General features: G+C 66.8%; 14 protein-coding genes. 7 read left to right on the forward strand and 7 right to left on the reverse strand.

Annotation, left to right across the window (positions count from 1 at the left end):
• The first annotated feature begins 74 nt into the window (after positions 1-74).
• The 5 genes from BST27_RS00990 (at position 75) to BST27_RS01010 (ending at position 5,875) form a co-directional block, all read left to right on the forward strand.
• Complete coding sequence (locus tag BST27_RS00990) at positions 75-1,148, forward strand: AraC family transcriptional regulator (RefSeq protein ID WP_069419005.1); 1,074 nt, start codon at positions 75-77, stop codon at positions 1,146-1,148.
• 88 nt (positions 1,149-1,236) lie between these two features.
• On the forward strand, positions 1,237-2,730 hold the full coding sequence (locus BST27_RS00995) for a flavin-containing monooxygenase (RefSeq protein WP_069419006.1): 1,494 nt from the start codon (positions 1,237-1,239) through the stop codon (positions 2,728-2,730).
• Complete coding sequence (locus BST27_RS01000) at positions 2,727-4,460, forward strand: GMC oxidoreductase (protein ID WP_069419007.1); 1,734 nt, start codon at positions 2,727-2,729, stop codon at positions 4,458-4,460. Before BST27_RS00995 ends, BST27_RS01000 begins: the two co-directional genes overlap by 4 nt.
• 1 nt (position 4,461) lies before the next feature.
• Positions 4,462-4,998: a hypothetical protein gene (locus BST27_RS01005; protein ID WP_069419008.1), complete on the forward strand. Its 537-nt coding sequence runs from the start codon at positions 4,462-4,464 to the stop codon at positions 4,996-4,998.
• A 10-nt stretch (positions 4,999-5,008) separates the two neighbouring features.
• A complete protein-coding gene (locus BST27_RS01010) occupies positions 5,009-5,875 on the forward strand; it encodes a beta-keto acid cleavage family enzyme (RefSeq protein ID WP_069419009.1) in 867 nt (288 codons plus the stop codon).
• Here the strand turns inward: BST27_RS01010 and BST27_RS01015 are convergent.
• The 4 genes from BST27_RS01015 to BST27_RS01030 form a co-directional block, all read right to left on the reverse strand.
• Positions 5,872-6,366 (reverse strand): DUF302 domain-containing protein, encoded by a 495-nt coding sequence (locus tag BST27_RS01015; RefSeq protein WP_069419010.1) that lies wholly within the window; start codon positions 6,364-6,366, stop codon positions 5,872-5,874. The genes BST27_RS01010 and BST27_RS01015 overlap by 4 nt on opposite strands.
• Complete coding sequence (locus tag BST27_RS01020; RefSeq protein WP_079219557.1) at positions 6,353-7,306, reverse strand: carbon-nitrogen hydrolase family protein; 954 nt, start codon at positions 7,304-7,306, stop codon at positions 6,353-6,355. Before BST27_RS01020 ends, BST27_RS01015 begins: the two co-directional genes overlap by 14 nt.
• Entirely contained in the window at positions 7,303-8,187 is an 885-nt protein-coding gene (locus BST27_RS01025; protein ID WP_069419011.1) for an NmrA family NAD(P)-binding protein, read from the reverse strand. The genes BST27_RS01020 and BST27_RS01025 overlap by 4 nt, the downstream gene beginning before the upstream one ends.
• Before the next feature lie 68 nt (positions 8,188-8,255).
• Positions 8,256-9,431, reverse strand: coding sequence for a thiolase family protein (locus BST27_RS01030; protein ID WP_069419012.1), 1,176 nt, complete (start codon positions 9,429-9,431; stop codon positions 8,256-8,258).
• 93 nt (positions 9,432-9,524) lie between these two features.
• On the opposite strand from BST27_RS01030, the gene BST27_RS01035 reads away from it, so the two are divergent.
• Positions 9,525-9,995, forward strand: coding sequence for a winged helix-turn-helix transcriptional regulator (locus tag BST27_RS01035; RefSeq protein ID WP_069419073.1), 471 nt, complete (start codon positions 9,525-9,527; stop codon positions 9,993-9,995).
• Between the two features lie 111 nt (positions 9,996-10,106).
• On the opposite strand, the gene rsgA is transcribed toward BST27_RS01035, so the two are convergent.
• Both rsgA and aroA read right to left on the reverse strand, forming a co-directional pair.
• Complete coding sequence (gene rsgA, locus BST27_RS01040; protein ID WP_069419013.1) at positions 10,107-11,087, reverse strand: ribosome small subunit-dependent GTPase A; 981 nt, start codon at positions 11,085-11,087, stop codon at positions 10,107-10,109.
• Entirely contained in the window at positions 11,084-12,370 is a 1,287-nt protein-coding gene (aroA, locus tag BST27_RS01045; RefSeq protein ID WP_079219565.1) for a 3-phosphoshikimate 1-carboxyvinyltransferase, read from the reverse strand. The genes rsgA and aroA overlap by 4 nt, the downstream gene beginning before the upstream one ends.
• 60 nt (positions 12,371-12,430) lie before the next feature.
• On the opposite strand from aroA, the gene BST27_RS01050 reads away from it, so the two are divergent.
• Complete coding sequence (locus tag BST27_RS01050) at positions 12,431-13,195, forward strand: SOS response-associated peptidase (RefSeq protein WP_069419074.1); 765 nt, start codon at positions 12,431-12,433, stop codon at positions 13,193-13,195.
• On the opposite strand, the gene BST27_RS01055 is transcribed toward BST27_RS01050, so the two are convergent.
• Positions 13,196-13,684: a hypothetical protein gene (locus BST27_RS01055; RefSeq protein WP_139804951.1), complete on the reverse strand. Its 489-nt coding sequence runs from the start codon at positions 13,682-13,684 to the stop codon at positions 13,196-13,198.
• Positions 13,685-13,709 lie beyond the last annotated feature (25 nt).

Here is a 13,709-nt window from a genome sequence, read left to right on the forward strand (position 1 = left end):
GGCGACCTTCGCGGCGACCTTGGCGAATATTCAACCCTGAGAACACCTTCGCGCGGGGATGCATACTGAAACGTGTGCAGGTATTCGCTGGGCAGCAGGTGTCCCACTGGGACTTCCCCAGGAATACCGGCAGCGTCGCACTGATGATGGAATTCGGCCGCCAGCATGGGCTGACGGTCGCGGACGTGCTCGAGGGATCCGGCCTGTCCGAGGCCGACCTGCACGATCCCGACCGGATGATCTTCGGGCGTCAGGAGCTGGCGGTCGCGACCAACCTGGTCAACCTGCTCGGTGACCAGTTCGGGCCGGCTGACCTGGGCGTCCGGGTGGGTCGCAGTTATCACGTCGGTTCGTTCGGCATCTTCGGTTTCGCCTGCCTGACCAGTTCGACCCTGGGCGACGCCGTCCGGTTCGCTGCGCGGTTCTATGAACTGAGCTACGGCTTCTGCCTGCCAACGGTCACGCTGGAAGACTCGGTCGCGGCGTTGCGTCTCGACCTGCCCGACCTGACCGGTCCCGTCGCCGATTTCCTGGTGCGACGGGACATGGCGGCGATCGCCCAGGTCATGGCGGAGCTGGTGGGCCACCCCGTTACTTTCGCCCGCATCGAATTTGCAAGTCCCGCACCGGTTTCCGGCGACAGCGAGGCTCACGAGATGTTTGGCGTGACACCGCGTTACGACGCGCCCGCCAACGTGGCCGGATTGCCCGCCGACCTGCTGGGCGACCGGCTACCGCAAGCCAGCGAGCTGAGTGTGGCCATCTGCGAGCAGCAGTGCCAGGCCCTGCTGGAACGGCGGCGGCAGCGCACCGGCGTGGCCCGCCAAGTCCGGGATCGGCTGGCGTCGATCGACGGCAAGCCCCACACGATCACCAGCGTCGCCCGGCAGCTGGCGATGAGCGAACGCACGCTGCGGCGTCGGCTGGCCGAGGAGAACACCAGCTTCCGGGACTTGGTCGAGGAGGTGCACCGCGTGCTCGCGGAGGAGCTGCTGGCCACCGGCGCGCTATCGGTGGAGGACGTCGCGCTGCGGTTGGGGTACGCCGAGGCGACGAGTTTCATCGCCGCCTTCAGACGGTGGACGGGCACGACCCCGGCTCGCTATCAGCGTTCGGTGGCGCCGCGCGCCCGCTCGCTCGCTGTCTGAGCGGCCGCCCTGCCATCGTGGCCGAAATTATGGATTTGGCGTCCGTAATGTGCTGTGGCTGCCGCGTTACCCCTCATAACTTGGGGTTATGAGCTCGAATACTCGTCCCCGCGTACTGGTGATCGGTGCCGGCTTCGGTGGGCTGGCCGCCGCCTACGAGCTGTCGAAGGACGGCCTGGCCGACGTGACGGTGCTGGAGAAGGCCGACGACATCGGCGGCGTGTGGCGGGACAACACCTACCCCGGTGCCGCTTGCGATGTTCCGTCGAACCTGTACTCCTACTCGTTCGCCCGAAAGAACGACTGGAAGCGCAGGTACGCCGAGCAGCCCGACATCCTGAGCTACATCAACGACACGGCCGACCGGTTCGGCCTGCGGGGCTTAATCCGTACCGGGGTGGAGGTCACCTCCGCGGAGTACGACGACAGCACCGTCACGTGGCGGGTGACCACTTCGAACGGCGACACCTACGAGGCCGACGTTCTGATACCCGCGGTGGGGCAGCTGTCGCGGCCGGCATTCCCTGGGATTCCGGGGCTGGACTCGTTCTCGGGGCCGTCCTTCCATTCGGCTGAGTGGCGCCACGACGTCGACCTCACCGGCAAGTGCATCGCGGTGATCGGCACCGGGGCATCGGCGATCCAATTCGTCCCCCGCATCCGGGAGACGGCCGGCCACGTGACCGTCTTCCAGCGATCCGCGCCGTATGTGATCCCGAAGCCGGACCGTGCCTACACCCCGGCACACCACGGCGCATTCCAGCGTGTGCCCGGATTCGCGGCCGCCATGCGCGGCGTGATCTGGGAGCTCAGCGAGTTCATGGGCTTAGCCCTGGTCAAGGCCGCCCCGCTGGCCCGGGTGCTGAAGGGCCTTGCGGCGGCAAATCTTAAGCACCACATCAAGGATCCGGTGCTGCGGGCCAAGCTCACACCCGACTACCCCATCGGCTGCAAACGCGTGCTGTTCAGCAACGACTGGTACCCGGCGTTGGCGTGCGACAACGTCGACGTCGAGACCGAACACATCGTCGAGGTGACGCCGACCGGCGTGCGCACCGCCGACGGCCGGCTGCACGAAGTGGACGTGATCATCTACGGCACCGGGTTCAAGGCCACCGAGTTCCTCGCCCCGATGACGGTCACCGGCCGCAACGGACTGGACCTGCAGGCCGAATGGGCCGATGGTGCGCGCGCCCATCTCGGCATCGCGGTACCCGGGTTCCCGAACATGTTCCTGATCTACGGCCCGAACACGAATCTCGGCAGTAGCTCGATCATCTTGATGATGGAGCAGCAGGCTGGCTACATCCGCCAGATCGTCGAGGAGTTGGCCCGCCGCGGCACCGGCCGGGCATTCGAGGTGTGGCGCTCCGTGGCGGAGATGTACGACGCGGAGATCCAGTCCCGCTTGGAGCGCGGGGTCTGGAGCCAGTGCAGCTCTTGGTACCGGACCGCTTCGGGTCGGGTAACCACGAACTGGCCCGGCTTGGTCCACGAGTATCAGCGCCGCACCCGCGCGGCTATCCTTGACGACTACCTGGAGGTTCTGCCGAAATTTCAGCCGGAAGAGGTTGGTGCGTGAACTCTGATGGCCGGTTCGATTACGACGTGCTCGTCATCGGATCCGGTTTCGGCGGCAGCGTCACCGCGCTGCGTCTCAGCGAAAAGGGTTATCGCGTAGGCGTTCTCGAGGCGGGCCGACGGTTCCGCGATCAGGACTTCGCCAAGAACAACTGGCACATCCGCGACTACCTCTTCAAGCCCTCCATCGGCTGTTACGGCATCCAGCGCATCGACCTGCTCTCCGACGCCGTCGTGCTCAGCGGCGCGGGTGTGGGCGGCGGCTCGCTGGTTTATGCGAACACGCTCTACCAACCCGGCGACTCCTTCTACGCCGACCCGCGCTGGAGCGGGATCACCGATTGGAAGGACGAACTCGCACCCTGGTACGACCAGGCCACTCGGATGCTCGGCGTCGAAACCTACCCGCGCACAACGCCTTCGGACAAGGTGATGTTGCAGATCGCCACCGATCTCGGCGTCGCGGACTCGTTCCACGCCACCCGCGTCGGCGTGTGTTTCAGCGATGTGGACGGAAACCTGGCCAAACCGGGCGCGCCGGTGGGCGACCCGTACTTCGGTGGTGCCGGACCGGACCGCAACGCTTGCCGGCACTGCGGCGAGTGCATGACGGGATGTCGGCACAACGCCAAGAACACGCTGGTCAAGAACTACCTGTACCTCGCCGAGCGACTCGGCGCGGAGGTTCATCCGCTGACCACCGTCGTCGACGTCCAGCCACGTGCCAACGGTGGGTACGACGTCGTCACCCGTCGTACCGGCGGCAAATTCCGTCGGCGTCGGCGCACGTTCACCGCCGAACAGGTGGTCTTCTCGGCGGCCGCGCTCGGCACCCAGCGGTTGCTGCACAAGCTGCGCGACCGGGGCAGCCTGCCACACATTTCGCCCAAGCTCGGCGAACTTTCGCGGACCAACTCAGAGGCCATCCTCGCCGTGCGGGCTCGCGGCGACGAGGTCGACTATTCCGAGGGCGTGGCCATCACCTCGTCGATCCACCCGGACGGCCACACCCATGTGGAGCCGTGCCGGTACGGTCACGACTCCAATCTGATGGGGTTGCTGGGGACGGTTCTGGTCGACGGCGTGGCGGGCGCCGGAAAACGACGCGGCCGATGGCGGGCCGGAGTGAAAGAGCTTGTGCGACAACGACGAGACCTGCCCCGTTTGCTGAACCCCAGGCACTGGTCGGAGCAGACCATCCCGTTGCTGGTGATGCAGACCCACGACAACTCGCTCACCACCTTCACCCGGCGCTGGCTGTTCGGCCGGCGCATGGTGACACGCCAAGGCGTCGGCGAGCCGAACCCGACGTGGATTCCGGTCGGCCACAAGGTCGCCCGTCTCGCGGCCGATCACCTGGACGGGATCGCCGGCGGCGCCTGGGCAGACCTGGCTGACATCCCCATGACGGGACACTTCATCGGTGGCTGCGTGATCGGCGAAACCGCGGACGACGGCGTGGTCGACGCGTATCACCGGATGCACGGATACCCCGGTCTGCACGTGATCGACGGCTCCACCATCACCGCGAACCTGGGCGTGAACCCGTCGCTCACCATCACCGCCTTGGCCGAGCGCGCCACGTCGCTGTGGCCCAACAAGGGTGAGCCGGACCCGCGCCCCCCGCTCGGCTCCGGCTATGTCCGCATCCCTCCAGTGCCTCCCCGGAACCCCGCGGTGCCGGCGAGCGCGCCCGGCGCCCTGCGCGGCGACCGGGACTACGCTCTATGACGTGCTCGCAGCTTTTGGTTTCGAATCCCTCGGTGTTGTCGTCGGCGACATGTTCTTCGTCGACCCCTCCCCGATGACCGGCCAGGAAACACCGGAACGGGGAGTCAGACTCGAACTCCGCCTCGTCGACCGGGACGAGCCCCAGGGGTCGATCTACGCGGGAATCCCCATCGGCTTCGGACGCCCGGTGTGGCGGGTGGATCTCTTCGAATCCACCGAAAGCCCACCCGGGACCCTGGACCGCGCGCATCACCACCCCCGGTTCGACGGTTGGGAGCCCGGGCGCCGGCATTTCGTCCCGGAGCTGTCCGCGGACCCGGTCTCCTGGTTGGCCAACGAGTTGGCCGACCCGGCCGCGGTGCTGGCTCGGGCCGGTGTCGACCCCGACGGGGTTCCCGCGGCCGACCTGACGGGGCTTGCCGCGGCGGCACCGGAGATCGTCGCGACCGTGAAACGGATGCTGGACGGCGTGTGGAATGGTGAATTGGCGCCGATGCCCGCCGAGCCGGTCGCCGCCGCCCGCACCGGTTGGCTCTGAGTCCTCCCGCATGACTCCTGTCGTCATCGAATGCGCCATCAACGGTTTGACCTCGAAGGCGACCAATCCCCATGTGCCGGTTGAACCTTCGGAGATCAGCGCGGATGCGCTGGCCTGCATGGCGGCGGGCGCGGCGATCATCCACAATCACATCGACCTGCCCGGCGCCAGCGTGCAGCAGGCCGCCGAGCGCTACCTCGAAGCCTGGCGACCGATCCTCGCCGCCCGGCCGGACGCCCTGCTGTACCCCACGATCCACTTCGACGAGAGTTATTCAATCTCGTACGAACACCTCATCCCGCTCGCCGCGGCCGGGATGCGCGTAGGCCTCACCGATCCCGGGTCGGTAAACCTCGGCGGCTCCGGCACCGACGGCGTGCCGGTGGGAGATTTCGTCTACCGCAACTCGTTTCAAACGATTGACCGGGCCTTCGACATCTGCCGTCAGGCGAAGCTGGGCCCCAGTCTGGCGATCTATGAGCCCGGTTTCCTGCGTGCCACGCTGGCCTGGTGGCGGGCCGGCAAGTTACCGCAGGGGGCGATGGTCAAGTTGTACTTCTCCACCGAGAACGGGTATTTGGGCGCGCCGTTCGGTCTGCCCCCAACGGAACGCGCTCTCGATGCCTACCTGGAATTGCTTGACGGATGTGACATTCCGTGGGCCGTCTCCGTCGTCGGCGGGGACCTCTGCGCCAGTCCGATGGCCCGGCTGGCGCTCGAACGCGGCGGACACCTGCACTTGGGACTGGAGTTCTATCGCGGCAACCGCACGCCGACCAATGTTGAGTTGGTGGCCGAGGCTGTCAGTCTCTGTCAGAGCATGGGCCGCGAGGTGGCGACGCCCGAGCAGGCGGCGCAGATCCTCGGGCTGCCTTAACTCTCGGTCACCTTGGCGGCCAGCGCCGCCAGCTTTGCGTCGAGTTTTTCTGCGGCGGCGAGCAATTCGGGGTTGTCTTCGACCACCATCAGCGACGAGGGTTTGACGTAGGTGAGGCTGCTGCCGGTGGGCTCGTCGAGGACCAAGAGTTCGACAGGGGCGAACAGGCCCGCGGTGACGTCGTTGCGGAGCATCGTTATCGCGATCAGCGGGTTGCCGAGCATGACGCGCAGCACCTTGCGGTCGATACCGGCCTTGGTGATCCACGCGCCGTGGTCGATCAGGGCGAACAGCATGAATCCGCTTGGTCCGACGTAGGTTTGGAGCTGCTGCTCAAGGGACTCCCAGCTGAGCGCCGGTTGTTGGACCTTGTCGAACGGCACTGGGCGTTCGCCGATGTCGGCAAGCAACGCGGCCACGAGTTCGTCGTAGCTCTGGGTGCTCTCGTAACGCACTCGCACGCCCTGGAATCGGGTTTCAGACGTGGACATAGTCGGCCTCCTGGATTTCGACGTGGATCTGTGCGGCGGGCGTGCGGTCGACCCGCAGGCTCAGCAGTTCAGGACGGCTGTAGTGGCCGGCGGCATCCATCAGCACCTTGCGGGTATCGATCAAAGACAGGTCGAGGTCGGCGATCACCGCGCCCTCGCCTGAGCGCAGTGGCTCACCAAGAAGCTCGCCTTGGGGGGTGATGATCGCGGTGAAATGGCCACCCGAGATGGGTCCGACCGGACTGCCGGTATCGGCCATGATCTGTGCCTGTTGGTCGGCGTCGAGCCATGCCGTGGCGTTGACGACGAAGGCGCCCGCCTCCAAGGCATGGTTGCGCACGCTGATCTCGGTTTGTTGGGCGAACAGGTCACCGCCGAACGAGCCTGGCCACATCGCCGAGTGAATCTGCTCGCCGTCACCGATCAGGGCGTAACGGGCCAGCGGGTTGAAGTGTTCGAAGCACGCCAACTGCCCAATCCGGCCGACCGCGCTGTCGACCGCCCGCAATCCGCTGCCGTCGCCCTGCCCCCAGATCGCCTTTTCGTGGTAGGTCGGTGTGATCTTGCGACGGCGCTGAACCAATGTGCCGTCGGCGTCGAACAACAACTGCGTGTTGTACAGCGAACCGCCGTCGCGTTCGGTAACGCCGATGGAAACCACCATGTTGGCGGCTCTGGCTGCGGCGCCGATTGCATCGACCTCCGGCGACGGCATCGTCACCGCCTGATCCATCAATCGCAGATGCTGCGAGCGCATTTCGAAGGGACGCTGGACGAAGGAAAAGTACGGGTAGTAGGGGATCACCGTCTCGGGGAAGGTGGCGAACTGGACTCCTTGTTCGCCCAGGTCTGCGATCTTGGCGACCACCTTTGCCACGGTGCCTTCCCGGCTGTACAGCACCGGACTCAGTTGTACTGCGGCAGCTCGAACAGTAGTCACAGCAATGCCTTTCGCGCGTCATAGAACATGGATCGGTTTTCGTTGATGAAGTCTTCTACCGTGGCCAGTGGGCGTTGAATGATCGTCGGGGCCGCATCGCTTACCCCGGCCAGGCGCCCCTCTCGCTGGTCGATCGTCACCGCCTCGAAGTGCCGCAGCTTGGCCGTGTCGTCCGGGATTCCGAGCAGATCGAGAAACGTTGTGGCGGTGACACGTTCGTACGGAAGATTCCTGGCGAGCACGCGGGAGACCTCGGCGGCGAGTTCCTGGTGGCTGTACTCGACCGGCCCGGTCAACGTGTAAGTGTGCCCGCCGTGCTGCTCGGGATCGGAAAGGATGGTCGCGGCGGTGAGGGCGATGTCTCGTGCGGCGATCGGGGCGAAGCGGCTGTCGGCGTCGTAGGGCAAGACGTAGCGGCCGCATCGGATCAACCCGGCGATGTAGGTCAGCCATTCCATGAAGAACGTGACCCGCAAAGTGGTTGTCGGCACTGCTGACCAGTCGAAGATCTGCTCGGCGAGCCAATGGTTTTGCGTCGCCTTGCTGTGCGCCTGTGGTCGCGACTGAATGTGCGACATGTTGACGATCAGTTCCAGGTTGTGCTCCCTGGCTGCCTGGGCGAACATGACCGCGGCTTCGACGAGTCCCTCGCCGACCGGGAAATTGAAGTAGGCGCGCTGTACGCCGTCCAGGGCCGCGCGGACATCGCGAAGATTGAGCAGATCGCCGAACACGACTTCGGCACCGCTATCGCGAAGGCGTTGGGCGCGAGCGTCGTCCCGGCGGACCATCGCCCTGACCTGAAGCCCGCGCTCGAGTAGGTATTCGACCATGGGGCGTCCGGTATCGCCGTTGGCGGTCGTCACCAGAATCCGTGTCATCGCATGCCTCTCCGTCCTGCGTTGGGCCGGGAACTGGGCGCCGCGGGGGCGCCCAGTCTCGATCGTCGTCAGCCGAGGCGCTCGATGATGGTGGCGTTGGCCATGCCGCCGCCCTCGCACATGGTCTGCAGGCCGTACCGCCCGCCGCGTTGCTCGAGCGCGTTGACCAATGTGGTCATGATGCGCGCGCCACTCGCTCCCAACGGGTGCCCGATCGCGATGGCCCCGCCGTTGACATTGGTCTTGGCCAGGTCAGCACCGACGTCGTGTGCCCACGCCAGGACAACCGGGGCGAAGGCCTCGTTCACCTCGAACAGGTCGATGTCGGCCAGGGTGAGCCCGGCGCGTTGCAGCACCTTCTCGGTGGCCGGAATGACGCCGGTCAGCATGTAGAGCGGGTCGGATCCGACCGCGGTCGCGGTGTGGATGCGGGCCAGCGGGCGCAGGCCGTGCTGCCTGGCGTACTCGCTGCTGGTGATCATCACCGCGGCGCTGCCGTCGGACAACGGTGACGAGTTGCCCGGCGTGATGTGCCAGTTGATCTGGGGGAAGCGCGCCGCGGCTGCCTCGCTGTAGAACGCCGGCTTGAGATTGGCCAGCGTTTCGACCGTCGTGCCCGGCCGGACGATCTCGTCGGTGGTCAAGCCGGCGATGGGGATCAGCTCGTTGTCGAACAGCCCTTCCTTGGTGGCCCGGGCCGCCTTCTCGTGGCTGGCGGCGGAGAACTCGTCGAGCTGGGCGCGCGAGAAGCCCCACTTGGCCGCGATCAGTTCGGCGCTGATCCCCTGCGGTACCAGGCCGTCCGGGTAGCGCCGGGCCATGTCCGCACCGAACGGGTTGCTGCCCGGCAGCACCGAGCTACCCATCGGGACTCGGCTCATCGATTCCACGCCACCGGCGATGACCACGTCGTAGGCGCCGGCGATCACGCCTTGGGTGGCGAAGCTGATGGCCTGCTGGCTGCTGCCGCACTGCCGGTCCACGGTGGTTCCGGGGACCGACTCCGGGAAACCCGCCCCCAACAGGGCGTTTCGGGCGATGTTCACCGCCTGGTCGCCGACCTGGGTCACGGCGCCGGCGATGACGTCGTCGATCTGTACCGGGTCAACGCCGGTGCGGGCCACCACTTCGCGCAGGCTGTGCGCCAGCAGGTCGGCGGGCAGCACGTCGTGCAGCGCGCCGTTGGCCTTGCCTTTGCCGATGGGGGTGCGGACAGCGCCGACGATCACGGCGTCACGGGACATAACTCCTCCTTGAGTCGCAAGCTGAGTATTCAGCTCTATACCTAGGTAAACACCTGGGTATACTAAAAACAACCCAGATCGGAGGTGATCTACGTGACAATGCTGCAGGGGCGGCTGGCGGACCGGGATGCGTGGTCGGCGGTGGGGGAGTGTGCGATCGAGAAGACGATGACGGTGGTCGGCACCAAATCCGCCATGCTCATCATGCGCGAGGCCTACTACGGCACCACCCGGTTCGACGACTTCGCTCGCCGCGTGGGCATCACCAAGGCGGCGACGTCGGCGCGGCTGGCCGAACTCGTCGACCTGGGCCTGTTGACCCGTCGGCCCTATCAGGAGCCGGGGCAGCGCAGCCGCGACGAGTATGTGCTCACCGAGGCCGGCATCGACTTCATGCCGGTGGTCTGGTCGATGTTCCAGTGGGGGCAGCGCCATCTGCCGGGCCGCCATCGGCTGCGGCTCACCCATCTGGGTTGCGGTTCCGATGCCGAAGTTGAAATGCGGTGTACCGAAGGGCATTTAGTGCCGCCGGGGGAGCTCGGCATGCGACTGGTCAAGGCTTGACCGCCCAGCGCCCAGCGCCCAGCGTCCAGCGTCCAGCGTCCAGCGCGACCGTGCGCAAAATGCCGGCCGCGACGGCGTGTCGCTGTACCGACACGCACGCTCGCCGGGGGGTTAAGCCTCTCTGAGGGTGGCGAGCAGTCGGCGGGCTGCGGCGACGCGGCGCTGCGCGGTGCCGGTGAGCGTGTCCAGCGCGCACTCGGGGTCGGCCGGCGGCCCCATATGCCCGCAGCCGCGCGGGCAGTCCTCGACCGCCTCAGCCAGGTCGGAGAACGCCATCAGCACGTCGTCGGGCTCGATGTGCGCCAAACCGAAGGAACGGATGCCCGGGGTGTCGATCACCCAGCCGCCCCCTTCCAGGGGCAGAGCGACCGACTGCGTGGAGGTATGTCGCCCCCGCCCGATCTCGGTGACCTCACCGACCGCGCGATCGGCCGCGGGGACAAGGCGATTCACCAGTGTCGACTTGCCAACCCCGGAATGGCCGAGCAACACGGTGATCTTGTTACGCAGCAGATCCGCCACCGAGAGCAGCGGATCTTCGACACCGGCCGTGACCACGTTCAGGTCCAGATCGACGAATTGCTTGGCGAACGGCTCGGGCGGGGCGAGGTCTGTCTTGGTCAGGCACAGGATCGGCCTCAGGCCACCCGCGTAGGCGGCTATCAGCGCGCGGTCCACCAATCCGGTCCGAGGCGGCGGATCCGCCAACGCCACCACGATCAGCAGTTGATCGGCGTTGGCGACGACCACTCGTTCGGTGGGATCGGTGTCATCGGCGGTGCGCCGCAACACCGTTCGCCGTTCGCCGCGTCGCACGATGCGGGCCAGGGTGTCGGGCCGCCCGGACAGATCGCCGACGAGGTCGACCTCGTCGCCGACGACGATCGGGGTCCGGCCGAGTTCGCGCGCCCGCATCGCGGTGACCCGGCGGTCGGGCTGGCCACCGAGCACGCAGCCCCAGCGGCCGCGGTCAACGCTCACCACCATGGCCTTTACCGCGTCGGCATGTCGCGGACGAGTCTTGGTCCGGGGGCGTGAACCTCGGCCGGAGCGGACCTTGACGTCGGACTCGTCGTAGTCGCCGGGTCTCAAGTGTCGGAGCCTCGCACCATGTCGGCCCACAGCTGTGGGAACTCGGGCAAGGTCTTGGTGGTGGCGCCGATGTCGTCGACTTCGACGCCAGGCACCCGCAACCCGACGATCGCCCCGGCCATCGCCATCCGATGATCGGCGTAGGCTCGCCAGACTCCGGACCGCAGTGGGGTCGCGGTGATGACCAGTCCGTCGGGCGTTTCCTCGCACGTGCCGCCCAGGCGGTTGATTTCGGTGCTGAGGGCGGCGAGCCGGTCCGTTTCGTGGCCGCGTAGGTGCGCGATGCCGGTGAGGTGAGACACCGATCCCGGAGCGGCGAGGGCCGCTAGCGCCGCCACCGTCGGCGTCAACTCACCGACGTCGCGAAGGTCGACATCGAAGCCGCCGTACTGTTCCGAGCCCTGCACCTCCAACGACGAATCAGGCTGCGTTACAACGGCCTTCAGGGTTTGCAAGACGTTCAGGATATGGTCGGCCGGTTGGACGCTGACCGTCGGCCATCCGGTGATCCGGACGGTGCCGCCCGTGACGACGGCGGCGGCCAGGAATGCCACCGCGTTGGTCAGGTCCGGCTCGACCTGCCAGTGGCGTGCCTGCACCACGCCGGGCCGCACCCGCCATCGGTTGGGCGCCGAGTCGTCGACATCGACACCGGCCTGTCGCAGCATGGTCACCGTCATCGCAATGTGTGGTGCCGACGGCAGCGACGAACCGGTGTGCTCGACGGTCAGTCCGTCGGTGAACGACGCGGCCGACAGCAGCAGGCCCGACACGAACTGCGACGACGCCGACGCGTCGATGGCTGCCGTGCCGCCGGCGACAGATCCGCTCCCTGCCACCCGGAACGGCAGACCGGTCCCGTCGACCGGGACGCCGAGCCCACGCAGCGCGTCCAGCAGTGGCGCAATGGGCCGGGCCCGGGCTTGTTCGTCGCCGTCGAACGTGACTGGGACGGCGCTCAGTGCGGCCAGCGGCGGGACGAAACGCAGCACCGTGCCGGCCAGCCCACAATCCACCCGGGCCTCGGGTTGCGGTTCGATTCGGCCGCTGACCTCGAGTTCGGTGCCTTCGCCGTCGACGCGCAGGCCCAGCGTCTTCAGCGCGCCGATCATCAGGTCGGTGTCGCGGCTGCGCAGCGCGCCGGAGATGGTCGAGCTGCCCGAACCCTGCGCGGCGGCCAGCGCCGCCAGGATCAGCGTCCGGTTGGTCTGCGATTTCGAGCCCGGGACGGTGACGGTTGCATGCACCGGGGACCGTACGGCTGGGGCCGGCCAGGACGCGATGCTCACCGCTTCATCCTGCCGTGTCGGCGGGCGTCATGGGTATTGGGCACCATGGGAACCATGTGCGGAAGATTCGCGGTCACCACAGACCCGGCGCAGTTGGCCGAGAAGATCAAGGCAATCGACGAAGCGACCGGGGCCTCGGCCGATGCGGCGGCACCCAAGTTCAACGTGGCGCCTACCAACGACATCGCCGTCGTCGTCAGCCGTCACAGCGAGCCCGACGACGAGCCCACGAGACGGCTGCGGGTCATGCGCTGGGGACTGCTGCCCCCCTGGGTCAAGGCCGGCCCCGACGGGGCGCCGGACACCAAAGGCCCGTTGTTGATCAACGCCCGGGCGGACAAGGTCGCCACCTCGCCGGCGTTCCGTAGCTCGGCGAAGAACAAGCGCTGCCTGGTGCCGATGGACGGTTGGTACGAGTGGCGGGGCAGCCTGGAGGCGCCGAAGGGGAAGAAGGGGCCCAAGACGCCGTTTTTCATGCACCGCGAGGACGGGGGTTTGGTGTGCATGGCCGGGCTCTGGTCGGTGTGGAAGCCGGCCAAAGATGCCGCGCCGCTGCTGAGCTGCACGATCATCACCACCGATGCGGTGGGCGAGCTGGCCCAGGTTCATGATCGGATGCCGCTGATGCTGTCCGAAGAGGAATGGGACGCCTGGCTGAACCCCGACGCCCCCCTGGATCCCGAACTGCTGGCGCGACCGCCCGACGTGAGCGGCATCGAAATACGCCAGGTCTCGACGCTGGTCAACAACGTCCGCAACAACGGACCTGAACTGCTTGAGCCCGCCGAGCCGGAACCCGAGCAGATCACTCTGCTCTAGCTATTGGCTGTCCCAACAGCTGACGTTCCCTCCGGCGGTAACCGGGGGTTGTCCGCCGTCGCCGGCACTCGACAGCCTCAGCTGGTAATCACCGACGTAGCGCAATTCTTCGTTCGACGAGCGGGTGGTCTGGATGACGAGCTGGACCGAGGCGAAGGGGTCGTCGCCTTGCGTCTCGCGGTAGATCAGCAGCTTGAGAGCGCTGTCTTGCCACCATTGCTGCAGGAGATCCGAGCTGTCCAGCGTGAACTGCTGCAACGACTTCGGCGTGCGCGGAAGCTTGGACCGGAACTCGCCGCTGACCGCATGAATCTTGGGAATCGAATGCGAGTACACCCCGTCGAAGTCCAGCTTCAGATTGTTGTCGTCGACGCGGCAGGCCAGGCCGCCCGTCGCGTGGGCGGTGCCCGGTGCGAGCCCGAATCCCAGCACCAACCCCAACGCCACATACGCACATCTACCTGTCATCGCGGCAATGACGGCCTGCATCCGGCTCTCCTTTTCAGCTCGGTCG

This window comes from Mycobacterium intermedium (assembly GCF_002086275.1).
Lineage (GTDB): Bacteria > Actinomycetota > Actinomycetes > Mycobacteriales > Mycobacteriaceae > Mycobacterium > Mycobacterium intermedium.